We start from the raw sequence: 26,446 nt of genomic DNA, 5'->3' as shown, positions 1-26,446 counted from the left end.
ACAACCTGGCGCGGGTCGCCAAAGACCGTCGGCGACCCGCGCTATCTTCACGTGCCAAATACTTTCTCTACGTATTGCAAATCCAGCCGGTGGGCCATCACGGCGTCCATCGTGCGGGGCGATTCTTTTTCGATGCACTGCTCCAACACCAGATGCGGACGAATGCCGATGGTCTTCAATTCGTTCGCCAGTCGCAAATAGTCGATGTCGCCCTCCCCGAACGTTTCGCCCCAAACCCCATTTTTCGACTGCCGCAGGTGCAGCTCCGCAATCCGTTTGCCGTACAGCTTTACAATGTCAAACAGCGCTGTCTGCGAGTTGCCGGAGCCGCGGTAAATCCAGTGAACATCCAGACAAAGCGACACATGGGCGGGGTCCGTCGCCAGCATCATGTGGTGAAACTCACGGGCCGCGTTCCGCATCTCGACGTCGTGCGTGTGGTACGCCAGCGTCATGCCCCGTTTCTTCAGTTCGGCTCCCAGCCGGTCCAGATTGCGGGCCTGAACGGTTAATTGGCTATCGGTTTTGTCTTCCGCACTTCCCCACTGAATCGGACTCGGATTGGTAACCACAATTTTCAGTCCCAACGGCTTGGCGGCATCGGCAATGGCCGTGACGGTCGCCAGTGTTTTATCGGCTTCGTCGGCTTTGTGCAGCGTGCTGTTAACGTACAGCGAATGCATTTCCAGCTTGTGCTTTTTCAGCAACGGCGCCAGCGTGCGAATCTCCTCCGCCGAATTCACTGACGGTTCATAACCGATGATACCCGATTTCACAAAGTCAGCCAGCGATGCATCCAGATCAGCGCCCCAATTACGCCCTTCACGCTGGTAAAAGGTGTGCCAAGTGTACTGATTACAGGCAATTTTGGGCCGGTCGGCCAGTACGGCTTTGTTGCTGCTCAAAGCCGTTGCGGGGCTCAAGACCGATACACCAGCCAAAGCGTGTAAAAAATTACGACGATCAATAGTCATTTGTTACTGAATTGAGGTTAGGAATAGCAAAACTTGACCCTTTTAAATTACGAGGTAACTTTACGGCAATTTATTTAAATTTAACGCTTCACTTCGTTTTTTAGGATTGCTCACCCGTTTTTCATGAAATACCGCTCTTTGCTGGCTTTGTTGGGGGCCTTTGTAAGCTGTTTACTTTACCATACCGAGTCAGTCGCTCAATCTTCTGCCAGTAAACCTTACTCGTCCGCTGCTGAACTTGCCAACCGGCTGAAAAGTCTTAGTAACCGATACGGTACGTTTGCCAACCTCCAGTCCATCGGTAAATCACCCGGTGGAAAAGACATTTGGCTTCTGACACTCGGTCGCGGAACGGCGGCCCAGAAACCGGCCATCGCCCTTGTCGCCGGTGTATATGGTCCCCATCTGGCGGGTACGGAACTGGCTGTTCAGCTCGCCGAAAAATTGTTATCAGCGGCCAATCAGGATAGCGTGGCGCGTTTACTGTCCAGTAAAACGTTCTACATCTTTCCCAGCATCAACCCCGACGCCCAGGAGCAATTCGCGGCCAGACCACGCTACGAGCGAGTCGGTAACAACACCGCTACCGACGATGACCGCGACGGCCGGTTAAACGAAGATCCGTTCGAGGACCTGAACAAAGACGGTTTGATTACGCAAATCCGGGTGGAAGACCCGACCGGTACGTTCGTTGCCAGCAAAGATGACCCGCGGGTGCTGGTCAAAGCGGATCCGGCCAAAGGCGAAACCGGGCGCTACGTGTTGATTTCGGAAGGAACCGATACCGACAAAGACGGGGCCTTCAATGAAGACGGGGCGGGCGGCATCGATCTGGACAAAAACTTCACATTTGATTACCCCTTTTTCACCCCGGGCTCGGGGGAAATGCCAGTGTCGGAACCCGAAAGCCGTGCGCTGCTCGATTTTTTGTACAAAGCCCCGAACGTTTATGCCGTGTTTACCTTTGGGCCGTACAACAACCTCTCCGAAGCTCTCAAGTTTGACCGGACCAAAACCATTCGGCGCGTCATTACCGGTATTCTGGAAAAAGACGCGCCCGTTGGCGAACAGGTTTCCCGGCTTTACAACGGCCAAACGGGTTTGAAAGACGCTCCGGCTATGCCGCCCACCAAAGGTAATTTTGCCCAGACGGCCTACTACCACTACGGTCGGTTCAGCTTCTCCACACCGGGTTGGTGGGTTCCGAAAACCACGGCTTCGACGGATACGACCAAAGGAAAAAGCAACGCAAAACCGTCGGATAACGAAGATGTGAAGCTCCTGAAATGGGCCGACGCCAACAACCTCCGCGATGTTTTTATCAACTGGCAACCCATCGAGCACCCCGATTTTCCGGGCCGGAAAGCAGAAGTGGGCGGAATTGCCCCGTTTGCCAGATTGAATCCACCGGTTTCGCTGCTGAACGACGCAGCCGACAAACACCTGAAATTCCTGACGGCTTTCGTCCGCCAGATGCCGGAAATCGACGTGGTCAACCTGCGTACAGAATCACTCTCCGGGGGGCTGACCCGCGTAACGGCGCAGGTAATCAACCGGGGACTGCTGCCAACGGGTTCCGAAATTGGCGACCGCGTGCGGTTTGTTCCCAAAATGAAAGTTGAGTTGCGCACGGGCAACGGTCAAACCGTCGTCTCGGGCCGGAAGCGGATTCTGCGCAGTCCGATGGCGGCTGGCGAATCCATGGAAGTTACGTTTCTCGTCTCCGGTACGGGCCGCGCCACCCTTGAAGCCGGTAACGCCATGACCGGTATCAAATCCATCGACATAACCCTCCGCTAAACTGTGCCATTCTCTGCTTAACTCCGCGAAGCGATTTCAAAAGCCATTGCGCAGAGTGATGCAGAGCACAGCAGAGTTTAGCGGAGAAGAAAATACTATGAAAAAGCTACTTTTAATCTTACTAGCTATCCTGCCGTTTGGCATGTCGGCGCAGCAGAAGCCGGCCCAGAATGACGACCTGACGGGCTTGCGGGCCGTGGGCTCCCCAGCTAATCCGAAAGTGCCGATGCGCTGGAACCACTACAACGACTACGCCGGTATTACCAAATTCTGCCAGGATATGGCGAAAGCGCATCCGAACCTGGTCCGGGTAGAATCGATGGGCAAGTCGTTCCAGGGCCGCGATTTGTGGGTGCTGGTCGTCAGTGACTTCAAAACCGGTAATGCCGAGCGAAAACCCGGTTTTTACATCGACGGCAACATTCACTCCAACGAATTGCAGGGTTCGGAAATCGCCATGTACACGGCCTGGTACCTGGCCGAAAATTTCGGAACGGTGGAGTTTACGACGCAGTTGCTGAAAGACAAGGTGTTTTACATTGCCCCCACCATTAACCCCGATGCGCGGGAAGATTTCATTAAAAATCCGAACAACCCAAACTCACCCCGCTCGGGCCTGATGCCGCTCGACGACGATGGCGACGGTGAAGCCGATGAGGACAAGTACGACGATCTGGACGGCGACGGTAACATTGTGCTGATGCGCCGGAAAACCCCGCTGGGCCGCATGAAACAGGACCCCAACGACCCGACGCGCATGATTCCGGCGAAACCCGACGAACCGGGTGACTACGAGATGCTGGGCTACGAAGGCATCGACAACGACGGTGACGGGCTGGTCAACGAAGACGTGGCCGGGTATTATGACCCCAACCGCGACTGGGGCTGGGGCTGGCAACCCAATTACGTCCAGAACGGCGCACTTTTCTATCCCGGAACGCTCCCCGAAACGCAGGCCATTAAGAAGTTCATCATGGGCCACCCGAACATTGCCGGGGCGCAGAGTTACCACAACTTCGGGGGGCAGTTTCTGCGCGGGCCGGGGGCCGAGGAAGACCAGCAGTATTATACCCCGGGCGATATTGCGGTGTACGACGTGATCGGGCGCGCGGGTGAGAAAATCATTCCCGGTTATAATTATTACGTGATTTATAAAGACTTGTACACGGTGTATGGTGGTGAAATCGACTGGCTGGCCCTGGGCCGGGGCATTTTTACATTCTCGAACGAGCTGATGACCTCGTACCTGTTGTTCCGGCAAAAACCGGGGGCGACCGGCCAGAACGACGAGTACAACCAGTTTGGAAAATACCTGCTGTTCGATGATGCTTACGTGCCCTGGAAACCGTTCAAACACCCGCAGTACGGCGACATTGAGATTGGCGGACCGAAGAAGAATTACATCCGGAACCACCCCGGTTTTATGCTCGAGGAAGACGCCCACCGAAATATGGCTTTTACTCTCTTCCACGCCCACCAGACACCAAAACTGGACGTGCAGGCCATTACCTCGAAACCGCTCGGCAACGGCCTGACGGAAGTAACGGCAACCATCGTCAACCAGCGCGTGATTCCGACCCACTCGTCGCACGACATCCGATTCAAGATCGAACGGCCTGATTACATCACCCTGAAAGGCGTTACCCCGCTGGCGGCCATGATTGTTGAAAATGCCGACCTGAACATCACGCGGGAGCAGAAAAACAATCCGGCCACAGTGGAAGTGCCGAACATTCCGGGCATGGGTTACGTGAAAGTCCGCTGGATTGTGAAAGGAGGAGGCAATGGCAAATACACGGTTTCGGTGGATAGCCGGAAAGGCGGGATGGTGGAGAAAACGCTGTAGTATGGCGTTTTATTCCGGCCCGGAAAGCCGTCTCTGCAACTCAGAACCAGCGTTGCATGTGTAAAAAGCCCGCGTAGAGCGGGCTTTTTATCGTTTGTCTCCTCATTTATTTCACTTTTCGTTCGATAGCTCTGGCCAGTTTCCGGGCCGACGCTTTCTTGGCGTTGAAGCCGTTTGTGCCATTTGGACTTACGCGGTACGTATCGGACTCCCAGACCAGCGCTTCATTCTTGTTATAAATTTTAGCCCGGCAGCCGATGGAGGTCCCTCCCCAGGACGTGAGCGTAATGCCTTTGCTCGCTTCAACGTCCAGTTTAATGATGTAATTGGCCTGTTGCTTTTCCGACACCACGTTCCAGAATCCTGACTCGCGCAGGCTCTCCGAAAAGGCCTGTTCCGTTTCCTGACTATTCTGATTTTTCGAGGTCGACTCTACGTAGACCGTATTTCCTTTCCTGAACAGTCCGTCCGACTGCGCAAAAACCGGGGAAGCAACCAGCAACAAGAGGCAAAGCAGATTTTTCATGGTATTGACAGATTGGTTACAAGTCTCGCCAAGTACGGATTTCGGCACTGGTTGCGTTGAACCTTTGCGCCTGCTCCCGGTGCGTTAAGAACCAGCCAGGATTATCCGTTCCTGAAGACAAAGGTAGACGGCGGGCCACTCGAGGACAATCCACGAAAACCAGTATTTTGTGGATAAAACGGCAGAATGTATTGGCTCTGCCCCTACGGGAGAGTCGTCAATAACCGGTTTGGAGTGCAATGTGAGACGAGAATGCAGGCAGCCGATCAACCGACGCCCCGTCCCATTTTAGCGCAGGTAAACGCCCATTCGATCCTCGTCGCTCAGGATTACCTCGACGTGCTCAGTGAGCGTAGTTGATAGTTTATAACCAATGTAATCGGCGGCAACCGGGTACCGTTTATGGTCGCGATCAACAATAACCGCTACTTTCAGGCTGGTCAGCGGCACGTTCAGGAAGGGTTGCAGCGCAAACGCCAGGGTCCGGCCCGAGTTCAGCACGTCGTCGACCACAATGACCGATTTGCCGGTAAAAACCGTTTCGGCCCCATCCAGGTGAATGGAAGGTTGCTGCCGCAGGGTTTTATCCAGCTTGATTTTCATGACGGTGGCATGCAGCGGGGCAATCTGCTGAATGACTTCCGCCAGCCGCTGGGCCAGCACATGACCCTCGCCCGACACCCCGGCCAGGATCACTTCCGATTCTTCGAAGTTGTTCTCGTAAATCTCAAACGCGATCCGACGGATCTTCTGCTCTACCTGCACGCGCGTCAGAATCTGGGTAATCTCGGAGGTCATAAACGGGTAATTAAAAATGAAAAGTAACCGAAAACGTTCAAGGCTCAAAATAAACAAAGCCTTTTTGTATTTTTGCAAACTGATTCAGACAAGAGAGTTAAGACGAGGGACAAAAGGCGTTGCGTAACTTTCTCTTTATTCTCTTATCTCCAATCTCTTCTCTAAAGTTTATTTATTTCAATGATTATTAAAACCAAAAAATACGCTCTTGACCAGAAAACCTACATCAGTCTGGCGATGCGTAGCTGGGTAAAACAGAACTGGTACTGGGGGCTTATCCCGCTGGTTCTCCTGATTACCACGATTGTGCTGGATGTAACCGGCGTTTTAACCAGTACCTGGTGGATTTACCTCCTGATTGTCCTGCTGACGGTGGTGTACGTTCTTTTCTGGGCGGTGCAGTTTACGGGCATCACACAGATGGAACAAACCAAAGCGCTGTTTCAGAAGTACGTCTACGAAATCGACAGCCGCCAGATTCTGCTGAAACTGAACGCCCGCGAAGGCGGTATTCTAAAATGGGATCAGATCCGGAGCGTCAAGAAAGACAAGGATGCCTACGTAATGGTGGTGTCCAACGACCAGGCCACGAACGGGATGAAGGTAAACTGGCTGGCTAAAATTGTTGCCAAAGGTATGAAAGACGCCCAGTTTTTATACCTGCCCTACTCCATCTTCACGACCGAAAATGAGCTGAAGTTTATGGATACGCTCCTGAGACGGAAAGGATTCCTGGCGGAAGGGAAAGAATAAAAAGGCAAACAAAAAAGGGAGGAAGAAAGGAAAGGACGGAGCCGACGGCTTCTATCCTCTCTTTTCTTCCTCCCGTTCGTTTTATTTCGCCTGATTCGTGAAATCGACGACGGTTAAATCCGCCAGCCACGGACCAACGATTTTACCGAATTCCTTGTGGGCCGGATGCGGCAGGTAAGTATCCCGGTCCTTCTCGTTGTCGAACGTCAGAATAAAGGCGTGCGTCAATCCTTTATCGTGGCCTTCGGGGCTGTTGTTGGTTCCCCATTTAAAGCCTTTAATCTCTTTGATTTTCGACGGCAACGCTTCAAAAGCCGCGACGATTTCCTTTACTTTCTCGGGCGTTGTTTCCGGTTTGAATTTGAATAGCACTACGTGCTGCAGGTCACCTTTAGTCATTTTTTTTTGGGCGGTAGCGCCGGTCAGGGCGAGACCAACGAAAAGAAGGGTGGCAAAAATGGTTTTCATGTAATCGGATGGTCAGTCAATCTGCGGGCGCAGTATGGTTAAAAAGTGAATTGATTCGGAAAACTACTATCTACTGTTTTTCGGCGTACGGGATGATCAGCTTTTCACCCCGGGCCGCGTAATTTTTGGTTTTACCGTTGGCTTTCATCAGGGCGTCAACCGTTATACCGTATTTTTCGGCCACCACCCGCAGGATGTCGCCCGGCCCGACGGTATGATACGCCCGTGCTTTCACTTTCAGCTTCGTCACGTTGGCTTTCACATCGTTGCCTTCCAGATTCGGGTTCAGCGCCTTCAGCGTATTGACCGACAAGTTATATTTAGTGGCCACGCTGTAAATGGTTTCGCCGGGTTTCACGGTATGCGTCATGGAAACCCCGCCCGCCGGTGCGGTGGCCTTGGGCGTCTCTTTCTTCTCCTCTTTCGGTTTTTCCTCGGCGGGTTTCTCCTCCCGGGCCGGTTTTTCTTCCCGCGTTTCAGCCACCGGTTTGCTGGAGGCTGACTCACTCGTGGCCGGGCGTTCTTCCGAATCCAGCGCCGGTTTTTTAGCCACCTCCTCTTCCAGGGGGGCCGGGGCCGACTGCGACAAATCCACCGGAGCATTCCGGCTGGACGTATCGATCTCAATCGGAGCGGCCAGCTCCGGTTCGATGGGCAGTTCGGCCGGTTTCTGTACGGTTGTATCCAGGGCAACACTGGTCAGTTCTTCCGAACCTTTTGTGTCGTCGGCTACGTACTCATAACCAATGTATAACAGGGCCAGAATCGTCAGAACCAGAACGGCCAGCGTAATGGTGGGCAAACTGGAGCTTTCCGCAGGCCGGGGATTTCGCTTCGCATTTTCGGTTTCCATAGTGGGATTTTCGGTTCAGCGTTGGACAGAAGTTGGCTGAAGCGGTTTATTTCAACTTGATCCTTTATTCAACCTGAACCCGCCATCAACTGTTCTTCACTTCCTGACTCATTTTTTCGACTTTCAATTTCATATCTTCTTTATAATCCTGCAACTGCTGGGCGACCTTTTCGTCAAACGTACCCACGATCTGGGCCGCCAGAATCCCGGCATTGCGGGCCCCGTTCAGGGCAACCGTTGCCACCGGCACGCCCGACGGCATTTGCAGAATCGACAGAACGGAATCCCAGCCGTCGATGGAGTTGCTGGATTTAACAGGTACGCCAATCACCGGCAGCGTGGTCAGCGAAGCGACCATACCGGGCAAATGGGCCGCCCCACCCGCCCCGGCAATAACGACCTTCAGGCCCCGCTGGCGGGCGGTTTTTCCGTACTCCACCATTTTTTCCGGCGTTCGGTGGGCCGACACAACGTCAATTTCGTACGAAACCCCCAGCTCTGTCAAGATATCCGCAGCCTCCTGCATGACCTTCAGGTCCGAGCTGCTGCCCATGATAATTCCAACCATCTTTTTTACTTCTAAATTATAAATGATGAATTCCTTGCGTCGAACCCGCCATAACTCATCAGCTTAGCTCTTGACTTTTATGTTTTCCTTCACGGCGTCGGCTTTCGCTTTCAGGCCGTTTACGTCCGGACTAATAACGGTAATATGCCCCATTTTGCGAAACGGGCGGGTTATTTTTTTACCGTACAGAAACGGAAATACACCGGGCATCGCCAGCAGGGTTTCCATGCCTTCGTATTGGGCCGGGCCGCTGTAGCCGGGTTCGCCCAGCAGGTTGATCATCGCAGCCGGTGTCAGGATCGCAGTGTCGCCCAGCGGCAGGTTCAGAATGGCCCGCCAGTGCTGTTCAAACTGCGAGGTCACGTTGGCCCGGATGGTGTGGTGGCCGCTGTTGTGCGGGCGCGGAGCTACCTCGTTCACAATCACCTGGCCGTCTTTGGTTAAAAACAATTCAACGGCTAACAGCCCCACTATTCCGAACGCTTCGGCCGTTTTTCGTGCAATTTCCTGCGCCTGCTGATCAACGGCTTCCGAAATGGCCGCGGGTGCAAACAGGTATTCCACCAAATTTTGCTCGGGATGAAAAACCATCTCGACCGTCGGGAAGGTAGCGGTTTGTCCCTGCTCGTTGCGCGCGACAATCACGGCCAGCTCCTTCTCAAAATCAACGGCTTTTTCCAGCACCCCGGGCGCGTCGAAGGCTTTTTCGAAGTCATCCGGCGTGGCAATTCGCTGCACCCCGCGCCCGTCGTACCCATCGCGGCCCAATTTGTGAAACGCGGGCAGAAAGCCGGGGTTGTGAGCCACAAGCTGCGGCACGTCGGCCCGGTTTTCGGTCAGGATAAAATCGGCGGTGGGCAGGTTGTGTTCACGGTAAAACTGCTTCTGGGCCCGCTTGTCCTGAATGATCCGGATAACCGACGGCTGCGGAAAAACCCGTTTGCCTTCGCGCTCCAGCGCTTCGAGCGCATCGACATTAACGCGTTCAATTTCAATGGTTAACACATCGACGGTCTGCCCAAACTCGTAGACCGTCTCGTAGTCAGTCAGGGCGCCTTGTGTGAAAGAAGTGGCCAGGTGCCGGCAGGGCGCTTCGGCGTCAGGGTCGAGAATATGAACGGTCAGGTTCCAGTCGATACCGGCCTGAAGCAGCATCAGCCCCAGTTGCCCCCCGCCGAGAATACCAATGCGCGTGTTGGGATTAAATGTAGACATAGAGAGAAAAATCCGTCCGCAAAAGTAGCCCCATTTCCGGCTTTCTGGTAGTTTTTAGCTTACTTGTTTCTCGTTCCTCGCTCAGTTTGTGGTCCGCTGGCCGCGAAAGTTGCGTGTCTGGTATCTGATTTGCTCATACGAATTCCAACGCTTCCTGTTAATTTGCGGGTCTTATTGGGGCGGAAGGCATTTATTATGACAAACAAAATCTTCAATCAAAAAGACTTAATTGCGTATTTTATCGTAGCGGCCATTGGCGCATCTTTGCAGATCTTGGTGAGTTCACTGCTTCAGGAATGGTTTCATGTGTCGTACGAAAATGGGGTGCTGATTGGCTACGTCAGTTCGTTTTTCATCGGTTTTTTCCTCACCAAACTGCTGGCTTTCAACGCTAAAAACTCGACCAAGACCCGGCGGGAGATGGCAAAGTTTGCGATGGTATCGGTGATCTCCTGCCTGATCACGGTTTACGGTGCGTCGGCCTTGTACAACTTTTCCATCAGCCAGGGCGGGCATTACACCTTCACCATTCCAAACTCGGTCAAAACCGTGAATGTGAACAAGTTAGTTTCACATACGGCGGGCATGGGAGCAAGTTTTGTCTCCAACTACATTCTGCACAAGACCTTTACCTTCCGGAACACCGGCTTCTACGAAAAACTGAAAGCCCTGCTGAATCTCTGACCCGTCCGGTTATTCGAGCAGCGCCATAATATCTTCCTTCGTCAGCGACTTCATGAAATTCTCTTCGGTCGCAATCAAATCACTGGCCAGCTTCTGTTTGGAACGTTGCAGCGCCAGAATTTTTTCCTCGACGGTATTGCGGGAAATAAACTTGTAGGTAAACACGGTCTTCTGCTGCCCGATGCGGTGAGCGCGGTCGATGGCCTGAGCCTCAATGGCCGGGTTCCACCACGGATCGAGAATAAACACGTAATCGGCCGCCGTCAGGTTATGGCCCAAACCACCCGCCTTCAACGAAATCAGGAACAGCTTGATGGAATCGTTTTTCTGGAACAAGTCCACCTGCCCCCGGCGGTCCTGCGTCGATCCGTCCAGGTAGGCATACTGAATGCCGCGCTCCTGCAGGTACTGCTGCACCACGTCCAGGTGTTTGATAAACTGGCTGAACACCAGAATTTTGTGGTTATCCGCCATTGCGCCCTCCAAGCGCATCACCATATCGTCCAGCTTGCCGGAATTACCTTCGTAGGTTTCGTCGATCATCCGCGGGTGGTTGGCAATCTGCCGAAGTTTGGTCAGGCCCTGCAACACCACCATCTGTGATTTCGCCATTCCGTCTTCTTCGATGCGCTCCAGAATCAGGTTCCGGTAGTACGATTTGGCTTCCTCGTACTGTTTTTCCTGCTCCGGCGACATGTCACTGTAGTGAATGCTCTCCACTTTTTCGGGCAAATCGCGCGCCACCTGCGATTTATGCCGGCGCAGCATAAACGGTTTGATGATGCCGTAAAGCCGCTGCGTTTTCTGCTCGTCGTTCTTCTTTTCAATCGGCACCAGAAACTCGTTGCGGAAAAACGTCTGGCTGCCCAGCAAACCGGGGTTAATAAACGTCATCTGCGTCCACAAATCCATCGTACTGTTTTCCAGGGGCGTTCCGGTCAGAATCAGCCGGTGCGCCGAATCGAGCTGCATGACCGCCCGCGTAATGTGCGACGACGGGTTTTTGATGGCCTGCGATTCGTCCAGAATGATGTAATGAAACCGGTAGCTTTTCAGCAGGTCGATGTCGATCCGGACAATGCCGTAGGAGGTCAGAATCAGGTCGTAATCATCAAACTGGGCGGTATTTTTATCCCGGTAGGTGCCGGTGTATGACATCACGCGCAGATCGGGCGTAAACCGCCGGGCTTCCAGCTCCCAGTTGTAGAGCAGCGACGTAGGCATCACCAGCAGCGTGGGTTCCTTGTGGCCCGCTTCCTTCTGCGATTGCAGAAACGCCAGCGTCATCACGGTTTTGCCCAAGCCCATGTCGTCGGCCAGACAGCCGCCGAACCGGTATTGATTCAGAAATTGCAGCCAGTCATAGCCCGCTTTCTGGTAAGGCCGTAACGAGCCTTTGAAGCCGCCAGGCAACGGATGGGAGCCAATTTCTTCAAAGCTCCGCAGTTGTTCGAGCTTCCGGCTGATAACTGCCGACGCCAGGCTCTCTTCCTGCAACTCCTGCACGAGCGCGATGTGGTGTTTGTGAAGCACCAGCCGGTCGCTGTCGGCTTCGTGCTCCATGAAGGCAAACAATTCGGAATATTTGGTAAACCAGGTTTCCGGAATAACCGCGATTTCACCGTTGGGCAGCGTAAACTCCCGCTTTTTGTTCAGAATCAGCGTCCGCAGCTTGATAAACGGAATTTCAAACTCCCCAAACTGCACTTTGGCGTAAATATCAAACCAGTCGCGGGTTTCGTTGATGGAAACCACAATGGACGAGTAGCCTAGGAAATACCGTTTGGGATCGTTGGCGTGCTGCGAAACCTGAAATCCGGCTTCCATCAGCAGGTTGTGGTTTTGCTGGAGCCACTCGAAAGCTGCAGCCTTGCCCAACCGGGAGTGGCCGTTATCCTTTAATTCGAGGCCGTTTGCCTTCAGCCAGAAAAGCGTCGACTGCTCCTTTCGGATATCCCGGCGGATTTTGTGAAAAATGTAATTCTCGCCCTGCTTTTCGATGCTGACGTTGGAAGAATCCGTAAAACCGTCGTACCGGAACGTGAATTGGCCGTACCGAAACAATAGATCAAAAACCACTTGTGAATCATCGAAAGATGGGGTCGGCCCCACCTCCGTCATCACGTCGCTCATGCGCCCTGAGGAGCCGTTGCCGTTCCGGTGAACCCCGCCGTTGGCCCCCACCGAATCAAAAAGCGAAGGAACGGCGCGGTGGTCGACCTGCTCGGAAACCGTCAACACCGGTGCGGGCGTCAGTTCTTCATCCCGAATTTCAAATCCCCGCGCGTAGACATCGTAGGAGGCAATCAGGGGAGCAACGAAGCGGTTATAGTATTGATCTTCAATATTCTTCGGGATAACAATGTTGCGTTTCTGCAAGAAGGGCCGCAGTTTTTTCCCGTCAACCTTATTTTCAAAATGAAACAGCCGGTTTCCGACCATCATCCAGGCCGGTTCGTCGCAAATCAGTAACGCATCCTTGAACTGGAATTCAACCCGTTCGCCCCTGTATTTGATGATCGGAAAGTATTCGGTTGCGGTTTCGGTCCGAACAAAATTGAAGAAAACCCGGGCTTTCTGCGGCATCCGCTCAATGGCCATCCAGGCCGGATTGCCGTCGCTGCCCATGACAAATAATTTCTTGTCTGCCAGCCGTTCCAGAATCATGGCCCGGCGGATTTCGAGGTACTCGCAGATGCGATCCTGTAACTCCTTATCACCTTTCTGCGGATCGTATACTTTCAGGAAAAAATCGACCGCCGGCAGCTTCTTCGGATTGAATTTTTTCAAAATCACATCCTGCTGCATTTCATCGATAATCCGAACCAGTTCGAAGTCTGCTTCGTCCAGCTCACTGGCAAATTCGCCCGCGTTTTTGGCCGATATTGTCTGATTTTGCAGGGTCAACTCACCACGAGGATTCAGTTGAACCACGAATGCTTCAAACAAATAACCCAGAAACTCGTGCTCCAGAAGTGAGTACACCAATTGAAACGGTTCCGCAGGAGAGACTTTCATAGCAAATTAAGGATCCGTAGTAATGACTGACTGCCCTTACCCGCACCTCACGTTCCACCATCAATCCGTTCCTAAGCAGAACTGATAAGCTGCTGAAAAACAAATAAAAGAAGTGATTTGCCGTCAGGTTAGAGTAAGCAACAAATTCAAATATACGAACCCACACAAAAAACGCAAGCCCGGAACGAGGGTTCCGGGCTAGAAATGATTAAATGGGTCTTGAACGGGAATTACGCGTACGTATTCAGCATAACCGGCATGACCAGCATCAGGATATCTTCGTTTTCTTCCTTGTCGGCCGGGATGACCAGGCCCGCGCGGTTGGGGGCCGACATCTCGAACGAGAGCATTTTGGCGCTCAGGTTGTTGAGCATCTCGGTCAGGAATTTGGCGTTGAAGCCGATTTCCAGCGCATCACCGTCGTAATCGCAGAGCAGTTTTTCGTTGGCTTCGTTGCTGTAATCCAAATCCTCGGCGGAAATGGTCAGCGAGTTCGTTTTCAGCGAAAGCCGGATCTGGTGGGTCGTCCGGTTGGCGTAAATCATGATCCGCTTCAGCGAATTCAGGATGTCGGTCCGGCCGATGGTCATTACGTTGGGGTTGTTTACCGGAATGGCATTTTCGAAATCCGGGAACCGCTCGTCGATCAACCGGCAGATCATCTGCGTATTGCCAAACGTAAACGACGCGTTCGACTGGCTGAACTCAGCCCGCACCACCGCATCCTCAGGCAGCGACGCCTTCAGCAGCGTCAGGGCTTTCCGCGGAATAATCATCGACGAGTTGCTGGGCGAGCTGATGTCCATCCGACGGTAACGGATCAGCCGGTGACCGTCGGTGGCCACAAACGTCGCGCTTTCTTCACTCAGTTGCAGGTACACCCCCGTCATGGCCGGGCGCAGGTCGTCGGTGCTGGTGGCAAAGACGGTGTTGTTGATGGCGCTCAGCAGGGCGTCTGACGACAGTTCCACCGACAGGCTACGGTTGACCGACGGGATTTTCGGGAAGTCGATGGGGTTTTCGCCGGATAATTTGTAGCGACCGTTGTCGGTCAGGATTTCCGTTCCGAATGTTTCTGTATTGACGTTGAACGTAATCGGTTGTTCGGGCAGGCCGCGCAGCGTATCCAGCAGCAGCTTGGCCGGAATGGCAATGGCTCCCTTCTCCGACGACTCCACGGTAATGTTGGTAATCATCGTGGTTTGCAGATCGGACGCCGTCACCGTCAGGGTGTCATCTTCCAGTTTGAAGAGAAAATTCTCCAGAATTGGCACAATGGGGTTCGTTGCCACCACACCGTTGATGGCTGAAAGTTGCTTGAGTAATACGGAGGAGGAAACGATAAATTTCATATGCAATTTTATTTGGGGCCGTTTGTCCAATAAGAACAAAAGTAGGAAAAATAGTGGAAACGGTGGAGACTATTTCGCGGAGTTTAGCGGAGTTTCTTTGGCGGTAAGCAGAGTCGTTCTCCGCTAAGCTCCGACGTTCTCTGCTCAACCCCGCGAAATAACTTAAAATCCCTCACGCATACTTCCTCCGGCGCGCGAACTGCCACACAACCCCCACAAAACCAACCAGAAGCACCGGTCCCAACAGGTTCAGAAGCTGCCACGAAAGGCGCTCTTCGCGCAGCCGGATTTTGTCCAGGGGCCGGAGCGTCACCTGCCGGGTGCGGGCACCAATAATCCCGTTGTCGTCCAGCAGGTAATTCACCGCGTTGACCACAAAATCCTTGTTGGCAAATGTGTTTTTCGAGAACCGTTCGTAGCCGAGTGGGTACGGGGTATTCGTTCGGTAGTTGATGTCGTTGATCAGCAGATCCCCATCGGAGCAAACTACGATTTTCGACGGTTGCCCCTGCGCTTTGAACGAAGCCGCGCGCGGATCGCCGGGCAGGATGCGGTTGGTGTAGAGCGACTGAAAACGGCCTTCCAGCAGGCAGGCAATAAGCTGAACCCCGCTGTCGTAGGTACGGGGGTCGGGCTGCTGCCGGGCTTCGTTGTAGCTCACCAGCGCCGGAGCCTTCAGGATTTTGGTATATTGTGAAGACAGCAGCAGGGGCGTTTTCGTGATGCCCGGCGCCTGCACGGTATCGAGGGTACTGGTAAACCGGCTGTATATTGCATCCAGGTTTCGCACAATCGGGCTTTTGTGGTTGGCCGCCCCGCCAAAATTGTTGATCAACGGAAAAAACCGCCACGGCAGCAACTGCACGTTGGGTTTATCGCCCATGTTACCCACATTGAGTGGAATAAAGGCGCAGCTCAGGTCTTTGATAATGTCGTTGTTGAGCCGAATACCCCAGCGAAAAAACAGGTCGTTCAGGTTGAGGTTGAGCGGCTGGGCGTAGGTGCCCTCGCGCCCGATGCTGTCGATTCGCAACCCGTCGACAAAAAACAGGGCTTTGCCGCCGTTGACCACAAACTGGTCGATCTTGTATTTGTCGGCTTCGGAAAACGGGCGGTCGGGTTTGGGAACAATCAGCCCATCCAGCCCCACCAGATCGCGGGATGCCTGTAAATCAATCAATTTAATGTCGTAAAACTCCTGCAGGGTAGCCAGCAGATCGGACATGCGCAGCGGCTCGACATCCGTGTAGGAAACCGTCACCCCCAAGACTTTTTTCTCCCGAATCGTCAACCGCCGAATCGCCGACGCCAGCTCGTATTCGACGTTTTCAATGGACTGATTCAGTTGTTCTTCCGGTGAACTGGAGCGGTTTCCGCGCAGCAGCAACACCGGCAATTCGCGGCCTTTGTACGACACAATGGCCCAGGGATAGATTAACTGTTCGGTTCGTTGGTTGCCTTCCGCCGTAAAATTCAGATTGGTCGGCGTCAGGCCCTTCTGAAGCAGCTGGGTCTGAAACTCCGTGCGTTGTTTTTCGTTCGGATTGGCGGTCGGGTCGATGAAACGGTACGTCAGCGTCTGACCAGCCCGGGCCTGAAATTCCGCCAGCGTTTCCCGGATGCTGGTTTCCAGTCGTTTGAAACCGGGCGGCAAATTACCCGTCAGGTACACGTTGACGTGCACATCATCGTCGAGGTTGGCCAGCAGATTTTCGGTGGCTTCCGAAAGCGTGTAACGACCTTCCTGCGTGAGATCAACCCGGAAAAACAAAAAAGAAGACAACAGATTGACCACGACCACCACGGCCAGCACAATCCCAAAACGAACCAAGAATGACTTCATACCTGCGTAAAACGCTGAAAGCAGTTAAGTTGTGCGAAAGTAGAAGAAAAAATGACGGACCCCTAAATTTTTGACGACGACGTAGGGGGAAGCGCGGAGATAGCGGTCTTAGGTCTGTAAACAACAACATGCTACTGAATTCTTGCTATGAACTACCGTCATGTCTTCTTCCTGCTGTTTCTGCTGGAACTGACCAGCGCCTTTACAACCGCATCGGGCGGTGCCAGCGAATTTCCGGTGCCACCGCCCGCCCCCAACCGCTTGTTTTACATTCAGCGGAGCAACGACGCCAATACCGTAATCTACGAAGCCAATGTAACCACCGGCCGACGGCTCAACGCCGAGGACCCCGTCAGTGTTTACTGGATTCGCTACGCCGAACGGGGCCAGCGGGAGTCGCTGTCGATGTTTCAGTGGAAAATGGCGTACGGTTACAAACACAAGCCGTTGGCTCAAAGCGACAACAGTTTTGAAATTCAATTAAATGCGTTCAAAAAACGGCCCATCTGGGTCGATCTACAGCAAGGCAAGCCCATCGCCCTGACCACCATCAATGGCCGGAGAGCCTGCCTGCAGAAGGTTTTTGTCCAACTGGCTTCCGATTCCGGCCTGCTGCCGAAAGTGCAGTACGTTGAATTATTCGGAACCGACCCGGTCGCTGGCACTCCGGTTTACGAACGCATCCGGGTGTAGCCAAACGGACCACGTCCTCAGAAAACCGTGGTGCTTCGGGTTGCCTGCTTATCTTTAAGGCGAACAAACCCTTGAAGTAATGCTAGACAACGCTCAACTCGACCCTGCCCCAATTACCCGCCATTTGCGGGCCATGTTTGGCTCCCGCCTGCTGATTGCCGCCGTTCACCACCTGAATGTTTTTGAAGAATTAAGGAACGGTCCACTTTCCGTTACCGACTTTAGCCGCCGGCTCGGACTAAAAGAACGTCCGGCCAGCGTGCTCTTTCCGGCGCTTTGCGCCATGGAATTGCTTGAATACACCGAAGCCGGTGCACTTCGGATTTCGGCGTTGGGGCAGTATGTAACGCAGACCCAGACGCCTAACCTGACGGGCTATGTCGGTCTGGAAAAAAATGACCCCGGCGTAGTGGAAATGGCCGTTCGGTTGCGAAACGACGGTCCGCTGGATACCTCCGGCGGTATTTCCTACGTGAAAGAAGGCGACGCCCCTTCGCCGATGGACGATGCTGAACTGTCCCGGATGTTTACGCTTGGTTTGGCCGGTCGCGCCCAGAAGCTCTCCCCCCTGGTCGCCAGTAAAATTTCCAGAAGTTCCGGTCATTTGCTGGATGTTGCGGGCGGAACGGGGTATTATACCTACGAATGGCTCCTCCTCAACCCGGATGCTACGGCTACCTTGTTCGACCGGCCTGCGGTACTGGCCGTTGCCGCCGAACTGCTCGACGCCTTTGCCCGCAGCGGCCGACCCGGTGCCGAAACCGTCCGCGAGCGGGTGACGTTCCAGCCCGGCGACATGCTGACCGACGAATTACCAGACACAGATATCCTCTTAGCAGCCAGCCTTTTTCACGACTGGCCGGTTGAAACCTGCCAGCAATTGGCCAACCGTTTTGCAGCCGCTCTCCGGCCGGGTGGCGAATTATGGGCGCACGACGCTTTTCTGAACGACGCCCTGGATGGGCCGCTGCCCGTTACAGATTATTCTGCCCAATTGTTCTGGGGCACCAAAGGCCGCTGTTACAGCCGGCAGGAATACCGGCAGTGGTTCACCCAAGCTGGACTGCAACCCACCGAAGAAAATATTCCAACGCAGATGGATTACGGCCTGATCTGGGCTCAAAAAGCGTAAAATGTCTTAGCGGCTCACACTATTTATCTGAAAATGTGACTAATTCACCTTCCGGACAGCCCACATTTTACCTAAGTATAAATACAAGTCTGAATTTGATAAATTAATTCTGCAATGCTTGGTAATTGTCAACAAAATCTCTTAACTATGCGACCTGAAACTCAACTATTTTTAGCGCAATAGCGATTTATATGAAAAACCGGGCCGACAGCTTACAATCCACCCCTACCTACTCAATTGACTTTGAAAGTATTCTGGTCGTGGAAAACAATCTTAATGATCACCTGCTGTTGCATTATCTGCTTCGACAACATCTTCAGGAAGTTGTGCCGGTTGGAGCTACCTCGACCCAGCAGGCTTTAACGTACCTGGATAATTGTTACGCTCAACAAAAATCGCTGCCCATCCTGATTCTACTGGATCTTTATTTGCCCCGCCGGGCAGATGGCTGGAAACTATTACGCAAACTTCGTTCCAACCCCCTCTACCGGTCTATTCCGATTGCCGTCTTCAGCAGTTCTACAAATCTGCAGGACGCTGAACAATTGTATGCCTGGGGCGTAACCAGTTATATCAAAAAACCGGTATCGCTGGAAGGCTGGCAAAAGATTCTGCCGGTCATTCCGAGTATGCTGAATGTTGGTGAAACGGCTATTTGAGTTGACCGGCTTTCTTTAATAAATCCACCACCTTCTCCACCGGCAGTTGCTCCACGCGACTGCCGCGGTGGCCGGTTTGGGTGCGGGCGGCAAACAGTGAATTGATGATGGCTTCCTCAGTGGCCTCAATGGCCGCCAGGAAACAGGCAGACGTGTCGTCGTTTCGGAGAAGCTTCATTTCGTCGAGCGATGATTTCGAGACGTTCGAAATTCGGTTGGCGGTTGAGACGGCAATCACGTAATCACCGCTGCCGTTGGAAGCGATTCCGCCCGTGCGGGCCAGACCCATAAACGCCCGTTTGGCCAGCCTTTTCAGGTTGCGGGCATCGAGCGGAGCGTCCGTCAGCACCACCATCATGCAGGAGCCGTCGAGCTTTTCCCGGAATGAAAACTGACCTAGCTCCACGCCCACCGGAACGCCCGCAATCTGCAAAACCCCGCCGAAGTTGGTCTGCACCAGCACCCCGACCGTGTACCCGCCGAGGGAGGCCGGGAGTTTTCGCGAAGCGGTTCCAATGCCGCCTTTAAAACCAAAGCAAACCGTACCCGTTCCGGCCCCCGCGTTTCCTTCTTCTACGGCTCCGGTTCTGGCTTGCCTGATCGCGTCCAGCACGTGTTGTTTTGTGACGGGGCGACTGCGAATGTCGTTCAGGCCGCCGTCGTTGGTTTCACCCACGACCGGATTTAATGAGCGAACCTGTTCGTTCCCCGGCTGGGCCAGCGTGTAGTCAATCACGGCATCAGCCGCCGTCGGAACGCCGAGGGTATTGGTAAACACAATGGGAGTTTCCAGGGTGCCGAGTTCTTCAACCTGGCTGTAGCCGGTTAGTTTGCCAAAGCCGTTGCCGATGTAGATGGCCGCCGGGCATTTTTCCTGAAACAGATTGCCGCTGTGGGGTAAAATCGCTGTAACACCGGACCGGACGCTTTGCCCTTCCTGCAACGTTACCTGCCCCACCCGCACGCCCGGCACGTCGGTAATGGCGTTCAGAGGGCCGGTCGGTAACACGCCAAAACGGATGCCGTACTCGCGGGGACGTTTCGTGGCTTGGGCGAAAGAAGCATAACCGGCCACGCAAAGCAGAGCCGTCAGCAGGAAGCGGAAAGTTGGTTTCATACTTCCGAAGATAGAGAACCGACTGTAAAAACCGTTACGGAATTTTCTTCTTCCGTCGTCGCAACCGTAGCATTTTGTTGATATCTTCTTCGGTGGTCTGGTCGCCGAGCAGAATTCCCCAGTGTTCGAGCCCCTCGACCCGGTCGAAGATTACTTTCAGAATGGCAATGATCGGAATGGACAAAAACATACCGGAAACACCCGCCAAGGCCCCGCCCAGCAGCACACCCACAATGGACACCAGCGCGTTGATCCGCACTTTGGAACCGATAATGACGGGTACCAGAAAGTTGTTGTCGATGAATTGCACAACCAGAAAAACCGCCACGACCCCTATTAGCGTCGAAGGCTCCGGATGATTGACAAACGTAACCGCAACGGCCAGCGCCGTTGCCACCAGCCCGCCAATGTAGGGTATCAGGTTCATGATGGCCGCAATCACGCCCAGCAGGACCGCGTATTGAACGCCCAGGATCAGCAAGCCCACCGAATTGAGCACGGCCACGCAGGCCGTTTCGGTCACCAGCCCCACGACATAACTCTGAATAACCGACCGGATTTCGCCCAGCACTTCCCGAACGCGTTCCGTGTACTCATCGGTAAACGACCGGATGACAAACTGAATCAGCATGGCCCGGTAATAGAGCAGCAGAAAGATGTAAATGGGCAGAAGCAGCAACGTACCCAACGGGCCGGTAATGATGCCGAGGGTTCCGGTGCCCTGCAGGGTGTCCATCGTCTGGGCCTGGGCCTGTTTGAGGTACTGGTCCTGCTGGCTGTAGCTGAGGTTATACTCCTGCCGAATCCAGCGCCGGGCGTCGCTGTAAAAATCGTTGATGTTCTTTTTCAACTTCGGCCAGTCGTCGGTAAACCGGGCCAACTGCATGGAAATAAGCATGGTCAAACCTACTATAACCACAATCGCCAGCAGCAAAACCAAGCTAATAGCCACCACTTTAGGAACGTTACGCCGGACCAGCCAGGCTTCGAGGGGGCGCAGCAAAACCGCCAGCAAACCGGCCATGGCAAACGGAACGATGATGTCTTGTCCCAGGTAAAACCCGGCCATAATCAGTCCCAGCGCGAGTAAGGTGTGTGAAAGCCGGTGATAAAACGGCGGGGTAGATGTTGATGGCATAGTAATGATGTTCGGGTAAAACTTTTCTATTTCCCCGGCCTCAAATCTTCCAACACCGTCTTTGTGGAGAAACAATCCTGATAAACAGGATTGGTACGGTTTTGTTTAAGAAGGATCGACCTACGGCATTTGCAATGGCCCCTGTTACGCGAGTTGCTGGCGCTGAAAGTGCCCCGGCGTAGTGCCCGTCCAGCGTTTAAAAGCCCGGCTAAAAGCACTTAACTCGTTGTATCCCAAAATGTAAGATATTTCTTTAACCGGATACGAACCCGATGATAGATAATTTATCGCCAACGATTTACGAATCGCATCGGCTACCTGCTGGTAGGTAACCCCTTCCTCCTGAAGTTTACGTTGCAGGCTGCGGGGACTGGTGTTGAAATTGGCCGCCATCTGTTCAAGCGTCGGAATACCCAGGTAGGCGTTGGTCAGCAAATAACTGCTGATGCGCTCCTTCAGGGCTTTCGCGTTTTCAAAGTCGCGGTTCTGCTCGCTGACCTTTTTTAAGAGCAGGTTTTGAAGTTCGTAATTGGCGGTCAGGATTGGCTCGTTCCAATACCGACTTTCAAATTCCAGCGAATAGTCTCCCGACTTCCTAATGGCTTTGACTCTAAGCACCCGCTCATACTCTTCCGGTTTTGAAAGGTTATATGGAATGCAGACGGCTTGGGGTCGAATTTTCTTTAGAATCAAACCGTCGGCTTCGTGCAGGGTAAAGGCCATGAACAACTCCATCATCTGCCGAAGCACAAACCCCCGCTCTTTGTCCGAATCCGGCACGAAATGAATGGTGAACGAGCGGTCGGAATGGCTCACTTCCATGCTGAATAAGTCCGTAATCAGGCGAATCGCTCCGCACGCGTGCGTGAGGGCCTCCCCGACCGTTGCGCAGCTCTGGACCAGTTGGCCGACGCTGCCCAAAGCCGCCAGTTGCAGCGATTCACCAAAATGCAGTCCCAACAGCGGATCGTTGGTCAGATGAACCGCATTCAGCCAGAGATCGCTGAGTTGCTTGGGCGTTATCAGCTCTTTCCCCTTCCCTTTAAGAACCTGCAAATCAATGGAAGACAAGTTACACAAGCGCTCCGGATCGACGTCTTTGTGAGCCGCATACGCCAGTAAACCAAGCACCAGACTTTTCTGTGGATTTTCCATACTCTAAAAGTACGGCTTATCCGAAAAGTCCGGTTGGGTCTGTCGTCAACTGGTAACCAGTTGGCGGGCTGGGGTAAGTTACGGCGACGAGCCTCCTCCTACTTTTGTGGCATCACTAAAACAAACACGAACATGGAAAAGTCAACCGTATTGCAGAAAGCCCTTTGGGGCAACGTCCTTTTCGCCGAACTCAGCGCCATCGCCTTCCTTTTCTTCGGCAACACCTTTGCGTTTCTTGACGAGCTGGCGGGTGGTCAGCGGTTACTCTTCGGTATTGAATTTTTGATCATGGCGGGACTGGCAACGTACGCGGCCCTGCGCCCGACCCCTTCCCGACGCCTGGTTCAGGTTCTTATCGGGCTAAACATCTGTCTTCTCGTTTATTCCGTTGACCTGCTGATCTGGGGCCCAACGGTTTCAGCGCTGGCAACGGAAATCAGGCTGATGGATACGGCTGTGCTGACCGCCCTGATCACAGCCCAGGTCGTGGGTCTGCGAGCGGCTGCCCCGACGAAGAAAATTGCGCTAATTCCCTGAATTTTGGAAACGCCCGTCACGGGTTCGCTCCTGGACCCGTGACGGGTTGGACAAGGATTTATCACAAATGCCCGGCGACCAAGCTTGCTTTCGAAGCTCCGTACTTGCTTAACTCAATAAATCCCTCTTTCCGCGCCAGCCTGTTCTGAGCGGCCTTTTTCTGCTAATTCCAGCAACTACCCACTCAGGAAATAGTACATTTTTGACCGTTCGAATTCCCAATAAATCCCCTTCTCTTTTATTCAGTTCGCCGTTTATTTACACTTAAAAGTTAGCGAATGGTCCAAAACATAAATATAGTTATATAATCGTCCAATTTTTTTTAAGGCATTCCAGTTGTATTAATCCCATAAACTTAGTAACTTCGTAGCCACAATTGAATAACTGGTTTTTAGGCCAATATTCACCCACCGTACCGTCTTTTGAAGAGTCTTTCCCATTTCTATTTTTAACTAATTGACCTTTTACGTTACGAGTGTATGTCTTTACCGCTGACCCAGCAACAAGCAGCATCGGCTGATTTTTTGAAAATGTTTCCACAATTCGATTGCATTTCGGCTGCGTTATATCGGCGTCAATGCATCGACCAACGTACGGGTGAACGTCACAGCATTGTTCGCCTAAGAAAAATGCATTACTGCGTCGTTCCTCCCCAATGGGCCAGGCAGTTGGAAAAGGCCGGTTACTCCATCGCGGTCCGGTAATTACAAACAGGTTTTAGCAGTCCTTATTGCTTTTCGAGTTGGTGAGTTGATTAGACGGGCAATACACCCTACCTTGCCATCATGAAAAGACAAATCCGGGAAGTCCGGTATTTTCTATCTGGTCAGCATTTTTCGGATGGCTTGCGAATTACGCTGGCCATCCTGATTCCTTCCGTCGTTTTTTATCAATTTGGGCATTTCGAGACCGGTCTGCCCGTTTCGTTGGGCGCTTTATGGGCCAGCATCACGGATGCACCCGGCCCCGTCATGCACCGGCGTAACGGCATGCTGGCCGGGACGCTCGTCATGGTGCTCGTTTCCCTCATCACGGGTTTTATCCGGACCAATATCTGGCTGTTGGGCCTCGAAGTTGCGCTTTTCAGCTTTTTCTTTTCCTTGTTTGCGATCTACGGCAACCGCGCAACGTCCGTTGGTACGGTAGGTTTGTTGTCGATGATTCTGATGATAGACCGGGAACTCGAACCGGTGGCCGTCTGGCAGTACGCAGCCCTGGTGTGCGCCGGGGGCCTTTGGTACACCGCCATCAGCCTCTCTTCTACCCAACTCCGGCCCTACCGAGCGGCCCAGCAGGCGCTGGGCGAATGCATCCACGAAATTTCGAAGTTTCTGCTGATCAAGGCCGAGTTTTACAGCGTTCGGACGGATTTACAGGAGGATTACCGAAAACTGGTTACGCAGCAGGCCGTCGTTAGCGAAAAACAGGATGCCGTGCGCGAACTGCTGTTCAAAACCCGGGTGATTATGAAAGAATCAACCTGGACGGGCCGCCTGCTGGTACTTACGTTCAGCGATGTTGTGGACCTCTATGAGCAGATTATTGCCATGTATTACGATTACCCGTCGATTCGGGAGCGGTTCGGAAAAACGGGTGTTCTGGACGAAATCGCCCGGATGATCCGGCAACTGGCCATCGAAATGGATTACATTGGCCTGGCGATTCAGACCAACCGGCCTTATAAAAGCCGCGCAGACCTGATACGGCATCTGGAACGACTTAAGACCCGGATCGACGAAATTGGTCAGCAGGAAAAAGACAACAGCAATTTTGTGCTGAAAAAAATCCTGATTAACCTCCGCAACCTGAACCAGCGCCTGACCACAATTCACACCTATCTGTCGGCAGACGGTAAAACCAATCCAAAGGACAAGGAGGCTCCCGAATATTCGCGGTTTGTATCGCACCAGGAAATTGATCTTAAACTGATCCTGAACAGCTTGACGCTTGGTTCCTCCATTTTTCGGCACTCCCTCCGGATGACCGTCGCCTGTCTGGTGGGATTCCTGGTTGCTAAACTGATCGCCTACGGCCACCACAGTTACTGGATTTTATTAACCGTCTCGGTTATTCTCAAACCCGCTTTCAGCCTGACCAAACAACGCAATTACGAGCGCATTATCGGCACCATAGCGGGTGGGCTCATCGGGGTTGCCGTTCTATGGATGGCTCCAAACAACACCGTCCTGTTCTGGGTGATGGTCGCACTCATGCTCGGCGCGTACAGCTTTCAGCGCGCGAATTACATCGTGATGGTTATTCTGATGACGCCCTATATTCTCATCATGCTTCGTTTTCTGGGGCTGGGCGGCATCAGTGTGGTGGAAGAGCGGGTGCTCGATACGCTGATCGGCTGCGCCATTGCCTTTGCCGCCAGTTACCTTTTTCCGCGCTGGGAATCGCAACAACTGAAAGGACTCCTGCATGAGGTATTGGAAGCCAACCGCAATTACCTGCGTAAACTGCTCGATAGCCTTTCCGGAAAACCGGTGACCATTACGGACTACAAACTGGCCCGTAAAGCCGTGTACGTTAACTCCGCCAACCTGTCGGCCGCTTTTCAACGCATGACCTCCGAGCCACAGAGCAAGCAATGGCACCGCAACGACATCCACGAGTTTGTCGTGTTGAATCATATTCTTTCTTCCAACATCGCCACCATTACGTCGGCCTACCTGAATGCCGAACGCCCCACGGTCTGCCCACCCGAAATGCTGCGCCCCGTCCGGCGGGCCTTATCCGTTTTAAACGAAAGCCTGAAAAGCCTTGATGGAGAGGCTGCTAAAACCGCTCTGGAACCGCCCCTCACCGAGACCAGCGGTCCGGAAAAGCCGGAATCGATGATTGCGGAAGACAGTTCCCTGAAAGAACAGCTGGACTTCATTCAGAAGTTAAGCCATGACATCAGCAAACTCACGGACACTATTCTGACCTGATTCATCCCGCTTTCCTGCCTGCCATGTATGCCCGAATCCGTTCATAAGAAATACCTTTCGCTACTTGGCATTACATAGTACCTTTGCATCAACAGTAACAACAAAAAACAGAAAAACGTAAACGATTAAATTAATAAAGACATGACTGCGAAACAATTGCACCGAATTCCTTCCGAAGCTATGTTGGGTGGCGTTTCGGCCGGCCTGGCGGATTATTTCGGCATCGATAAAGTTTTTGTACGCCTTTTCTTCGTTCTGATGCTCATTTTGCCGACCTCCGTTCCTATTGTCATCATCTACTTTGTTCTGTGGATCGTCATGCCGAAGGGGGAACGGTATTTTCAGGCGCACCCCGACCAGCGGCATCACTAACGGCGGCTA

General features: G+C 53.1%; 24 protein-coding genes. 10 read left to right on the top strand and 14 right to left on the bottom strand.

Annotation, left to right across the window (positions count from 1 at the left end):
- Positions 1 to 47 precede the first annotated feature (47 nt).
- Entirely contained in the window at positions 48 to 974 is a 927-nt protein-coding gene (locus OQ371_RS11015; RefSeq protein ID WP_265993816.1) for a sugar phosphate isomerase/epimerase family protein, read from the bottom strand.
- A gap of 123 nt (positions 975 to 1,097) precedes the next feature.
- Here OQ371_RS11015 and OQ371_RS11010 point away from each other — a divergent pair, with 123 nt between their 5' ends.
- The gene (locus OQ371_RS11010; RefSeq protein ID WP_265993815.1) at positions 1,098 to 2,774 is read left to right on the top strand and encodes a M14 family metallopeptidase; all 1,677 of its coding nucleotides are present in this window, start codon (positions 1,098 to 1,100) and stop codon (positions 2,772 to 2,774) included.
- A 97-nt stretch (positions 2,775 to 2,871) separates the two neighbouring features.
- Entirely contained in the window at positions 2,872 to 4,620 is a 1,749-nt protein-coding gene (locus OQ371_RS11005) for a M14 family metallopeptidase (RefSeq protein ID WP_265993814.1), read from the top strand.
- A 106-nt stretch (positions 4,621 to 4,726) separates the two neighbouring features.
- On the opposite strand, the gene OQ371_RS11000 is transcribed toward OQ371_RS11005, so the two are convergent.
- A complete protein-coding gene (locus tag OQ371_RS11000) occupies positions 4,727 to 5,146 on the bottom strand; it encodes a hypothetical protein (protein ID WP_265993813.1) in 420 nt (139 codons plus the stop codon).
- 288 nt (positions 5,147 to 5,434) lie between these two features.
- Positions 5,435 to 5,944, bottom strand: coding sequence for a phosphoribosyltransferase family protein (locus OQ371_RS10995; RefSeq protein WP_265993812.1), 510 nt, complete (start codon positions 5,942 to 5,944; stop codon positions 5,435 to 5,437).
- Positions 5,945 to 6,124: 180 nt separating this feature from the next.
- Here OQ371_RS10995 and OQ371_RS10990 point away from each other — a divergent pair, with 180 nt between their 5' ends.
- Entirely contained in the window at positions 6,125 to 6,697 is a 573-nt protein-coding gene (locus OQ371_RS10990; protein ID WP_265993811.1) for a YcxB family protein, read from the top strand.
- 81 nt (positions 6,698 to 6,778) lie between these two features.
- On the opposite strand, the gene OQ371_RS10985 is transcribed toward OQ371_RS10990, so the two are convergent.
- The 4 genes from OQ371_RS10985 to OQ371_RS10970 all read right to left on the bottom strand — a co-directional run bounded on the left by OQ371_RS10985 (position 6,779) and on the right by OQ371_RS10970 (position 9,741).
- Positions 6,779 to 7,165 carry a Dabb family protein gene (locus OQ371_RS10985; protein ID WP_374761443.1) on the bottom strand — a complete coding sequence of 129 codons (387 nt, stop codon included), beginning with the start codon at positions 7,163 to 7,165 and terminating at the stop codon, positions 6,779 to 6,781.
- 70 nt (positions 7,166 to 7,235) lie between these two features.
- Complete coding sequence (locus tag OQ371_RS10980) at positions 7,236 to 8,018, bottom strand: LysM peptidoglycan-binding domain-containing protein (RefSeq protein ID WP_265993810.1); 783 nt, start codon at positions 8,016 to 8,018, stop codon at positions 7,236 to 7,238.
- Between the two features lie 85 nt (positions 8,019 to 8,103).
- Positions 8,104 to 8,586 (bottom strand): 5-(carboxyamino)imidazole ribonucleotide mutase, encoded by a 483-nt coding sequence (gene purE, locus OQ371_RS10975; protein ID WP_265993809.1) that lies wholly within the window; start codon positions 8,584 to 8,586, stop codon positions 8,104 to 8,106.
- A gap of 63 nt (positions 8,587 to 8,649) precedes the next feature.
- Positions 8,650 to 9,741 carry a 5-(carboxyamino)imidazole ribonucleotide synthase gene (locus OQ371_RS10970; protein ID WP_374761447.1) on the bottom strand — a complete coding sequence of 364 codons (1,092 nt, stop codon included), beginning with the start codon at positions 9,739 to 9,741 and terminating at the stop codon, positions 8,650 to 8,652.
- 255 nt (positions 9,742 to 9,996) lie between these two features.
- On the opposite strand from OQ371_RS10970, the gene OQ371_RS10965 reads away from it, so the two are divergent.
- On the top strand, positions 9,997 to 10,485 hold the full coding sequence (locus OQ371_RS10965; protein WP_265993807.1) for a GtrA family protein: 489 nt from the start codon (positions 9,997 to 9,999) through the stop codon (positions 10,483 to 10,485).
- A gap of 9 nt (positions 10,486 to 10,494) precedes the next feature.
- Here the strand turns inward: OQ371_RS10965 and OQ371_RS10960 are convergent, their stop codons facing one another.
- The 3 genes from OQ371_RS10960 to gldG all read right to left on the bottom strand — a co-directional run bounded on the left by OQ371_RS10960 (position 10,495) and on the right by gldG (position 16,698).
- Complete coding sequence (locus OQ371_RS10960) at positions 10,495 to 13,503, bottom strand: DEAD/DEAH box helicase (RefSeq protein WP_265993806.1); 3,009 nt, start codon at positions 13,501 to 13,503, stop codon at positions 10,495 to 10,497.
- 230 nt (positions 13,504 to 13,733) lie between these two features.
- Positions 13,734 to 14,855 (bottom strand): DNA polymerase III subunit beta, encoded by a 1,122-nt coding sequence (dnaN, locus tag OQ371_RS10955; RefSeq protein WP_265993805.1) that lies wholly within the window; start codon positions 14,853 to 14,855, stop codon positions 13,734 to 13,736.
- 172 nt (positions 14,856 to 15,027) lie between these two features.
- On the bottom strand, positions 15,028 to 16,698 hold the full coding sequence (gldG, locus tag OQ371_RS10950) for a gliding motility-associated ABC transporter substrate-binding protein GldG (RefSeq protein WP_265993804.1): 1,671 nt from the start codon (positions 16,696 to 16,698) through the stop codon (positions 15,028 to 15,030).
- A 147-nt stretch (positions 16,699 to 16,845) separates the two neighbouring features.
- Here gldG and OQ371_RS10945 point away from each other — a divergent pair, with 147 nt between their 5' ends.
- From OQ371_RS10945 to OQ371_RS10935, 3 genes are all read left to right on the top strand, one after another.
- Entirely contained in the window at positions 16,846 to 17,391 is a 546-nt protein-coding gene (locus OQ371_RS10945; RefSeq protein ID WP_265993803.1) for a DUF4833 domain-containing protein, read from the top strand.
- Positions 17,392 to 17,470: 79 nt separating this feature from the next.
- Positions 17,471 to 18,523, top strand: a complete 1,053-nt coding sequence (locus OQ371_RS10940; RefSeq protein ID WP_265993802.1) for a methyltransferase — start codon at positions 17,471 to 17,473, stop codon at positions 18,521 to 18,523.
- 191 nt (positions 18,524 to 18,714) lie between these two features.
- Entirely contained in the window at positions 18,715 to 19,182 is a 468-nt protein-coding gene (locus OQ371_RS10935; RefSeq protein WP_265993801.1) for a response regulator, read from the top strand.
- Here OQ371_RS10935 and OQ371_RS10930 read toward each other — a convergent pair.
- From OQ371_RS10930 to OQ371_RS10920, 3 genes are all read right to left on the bottom strand, one after another.
- Positions 19,175 to 20,299 (bottom strand): DmpA family aminopeptidase, encoded by a 1,125-nt coding sequence (locus OQ371_RS10930; protein ID WP_265993800.1) that lies wholly within the window; start codon positions 20,297 to 20,299, stop codon positions 19,175 to 19,177. The genes OQ371_RS10935 and OQ371_RS10930 overlap by 8 nt on opposite strands.
- Positions 20,300 to 20,333: 34 nt before the next feature.
- Positions 20,334 to 21,437: an AI-2E family transporter gene (locus OQ371_RS10925; RefSeq protein ID WP_265993799.1), complete on the bottom strand. Its 1,104-nt coding sequence runs from the start codon at positions 21,435 to 21,437 to the stop codon at positions 20,334 to 20,336.
- 144 nt (positions 21,438 to 21,581) lie between these two features.
- Complete coding sequence (locus OQ371_RS10920) at positions 21,582 to 22,592, bottom strand: AraC family transcriptional regulator (protein WP_265993798.1); 1,011 nt, start codon at positions 22,590 to 22,592, stop codon at positions 21,582 to 21,584.
- A gap of 132 nt (positions 22,593 to 22,724) precedes the next feature.
- Between OQ371_RS10920 and OQ371_RS10915 the strand changes: the two genes are divergently transcribed.
- Positions 22,725 to 23,129 carry a hypothetical protein gene (locus OQ371_RS10915; RefSeq protein WP_265993797.1) on the top strand — a complete coding sequence of 135 codons (405 nt, stop codon included), beginning with the start codon at positions 22,725 to 22,727 and terminating at the stop codon, positions 23,127 to 23,129.
- 300 nt (positions 23,130 to 23,429) lie between these two features.
- On the opposite strand, the gene OQ371_RS10910 is transcribed toward OQ371_RS10915, so the two are convergent.
- Positions 23,430 to 23,669 (bottom strand): hypothetical protein, encoded by a 240-nt coding sequence (locus tag OQ371_RS10910; protein ID WP_265993796.1) that lies wholly within the window; start codon positions 23,667 to 23,669, stop codon positions 23,430 to 23,432.
- Between the two features lie 245 nt (positions 23,670 to 23,914).
- On the opposite strand from OQ371_RS10910, the gene OQ371_RS10905 reads away from it, so the two are divergent.
- Entirely contained in the window at positions 23,915 to 26,065 is a 2,151-nt protein-coding gene (locus tag OQ371_RS10905; protein WP_265993795.1) for an FUSC family protein, read from the top strand.
- A gap of 141 nt (positions 26,066 to 26,206) precedes the next feature.
- Entirely contained in the window at positions 26,207 to 26,437 is a 231-nt protein-coding gene (locus tag OQ371_RS10900; protein ID WP_265993794.1) for a PspC domain-containing protein, read from the top strand.
- Positions 26,438 to 26,446 lie beyond the last annotated feature (9 nt).

This window comes from Larkinella insperata (assembly GCF_026248825.1).
Taxonomy (GTDB): Bacteria; Bacteroidota; Bacteroidia; order Cytophagales; family Spirosomataceae; genus Larkinella; species Larkinella insperata.
This window is presented reverse-complemented; position numbering and strand designations above follow the sequence as displayed.

Bases quoted from the DNA above. Each gene is read 5' to 3' on its own strand.
- OQ371_RS11015 (WP_265993816.1), bottom strand. From the start codon at position 974: ATGACTATTGATCGTCGTAATTTTTTACACGCTTTGGCTGGTGTATCG.
- OQ371_RS11010 (WP_265993815.1), top strand. From the start codon at position 1,098: ATGAAATACCGCTCTTTGCTGGCTTTGTTGGGGGCCTTTGTAAGCTGT.
- OQ371_RS11005 (WP_265993814.1), top strand. From the start codon at position 2,872: ATGAAAAAGCTACTTTTAATCTTACTAGCTATCCTGCCGTTTGGCATG.
- OQ371_RS11000 (WP_265993813.1), bottom strand. From the start codon at position 5,146: ATGAAAAATCTGCTTTGCCTCTTGTTGCTGGTTGCTTCCCCGGTTTTT.
- OQ371_RS10995 (WP_265993812.1), bottom strand. From the start codon at position 5,944: ATGACCTCCGAGATTACCCAGATTCTGACGCGCGTGCAGGTAGAGCAG.
- OQ371_RS10990 (WP_265993811.1), top strand. From the start codon at position 6,125: ATGATTATTAAAACCAAAAAATACGCTCTTGACCAGAAAACCTACATC.
- OQ371_RS10985 (WP_374761443.1), bottom strand. From the start codon at position 7,165: ATGAAAACCATTTTTGCCACCCTTCTTTTCGTTGGTCTCGCCCTGACC.
- OQ371_RS10980 (WP_265993810.1), bottom strand. From the start codon at position 8,018: ATGGAAACCGAAAATGCGAAGCGAAATCCCCGGCCTGCGGAAAGCTCC.
- purE (WP_265993809.1), bottom strand. From the start codon at position 8,586: ATGGTTGGAATTATCATGGGCAGCAGCTCGGACCTGAAGGTCATGCAG.
- OQ371_RS10970 (WP_374761447.1), bottom strand. From the start codon at position 9,741: ATGCTGCTTCAGGCCGGTATCGACTGGAACCTGACCGTTCATATTCTC.
- OQ371_RS10965 (WP_265993807.1), top strand. From the start codon at position 9,997: ATGACAAACAAAATCTTCAATCAAAAAGACTTAATTGCGTATTTTATC.
- OQ371_RS10960 (WP_265993806.1), bottom strand. From the start codon at position 13,503: ATGAAAGTCTCTCCTGCGGAACCGTTTCAATTGGTGTACTCACTTCTG.
- dnaN (WP_265993805.1), bottom strand. From the start codon at position 14,855: ATGAAATTTATCGTTTCCTCCTCCGTATTACTCAAGCAACTTTCAGCC.
- gldG (WP_265993804.1), bottom strand. From the start codon at position 16,698: ATGAAGTCATTCTTGGTTCGTTTTGGGATTGTGCTGGCCGTGGTGGTC.
- OQ371_RS10945 (WP_265993803.1), top strand. From the start codon at position 16,846: ATGAACTACCGTCATGTCTTCTTCCTGCTGTTTCTGCTGGAACTGACC.
- OQ371_RS10940 (WP_265993802.1), top strand. From the start codon at position 17,471: ATGCTAGACAACGCTCAACTCGACCCTGCCCCAATTACCCGCCATTTG.
- OQ371_RS10935 (WP_265993801.1), top strand. From the start codon at position 18,715: ATGAAAAACCGGGCCGACAGCTTACAATCCACCCCTACCTACTCAATT.
- OQ371_RS10930 (WP_265993800.1), bottom strand. From the start codon at position 20,299: ATGAAACCAACTTTCCGCTTCCTGCTGACGGCTCTGCTTTGCGTGGCC.
- OQ371_RS10925 (WP_265993799.1), bottom strand. From the start codon at position 21,437: ATGCCATCAACATCTACCCCGCCGTTTTATCACCGGCTTTCACACACC.
- OQ371_RS10920 (WP_265993798.1), bottom strand. From the start codon at position 22,592: ATGGAAAATCCACAGAAAAGTCTGGTGCTTGGTTTACTGGCGTATGCG.
- OQ371_RS10915 (WP_265993797.1), top strand. From the start codon at position 22,725: ATGGAAAAGTCAACCGTATTGCAGAAAGCCCTTTGGGGCAACGTCCTT.
- OQ371_RS10905 (WP_265993795.1), top strand. From the start codon at position 23,915: ATGAAAAGACAAATCCGGGAAGTCCGGTATTTTCTATCTGGTCAGCAT.
- OQ371_RS10900 (WP_265993794.1), top strand. From the start codon at position 26,207: ATGACTGCGAAACAATTGCACCGAATTCCTTCCGAAGCTATGTTGGGT.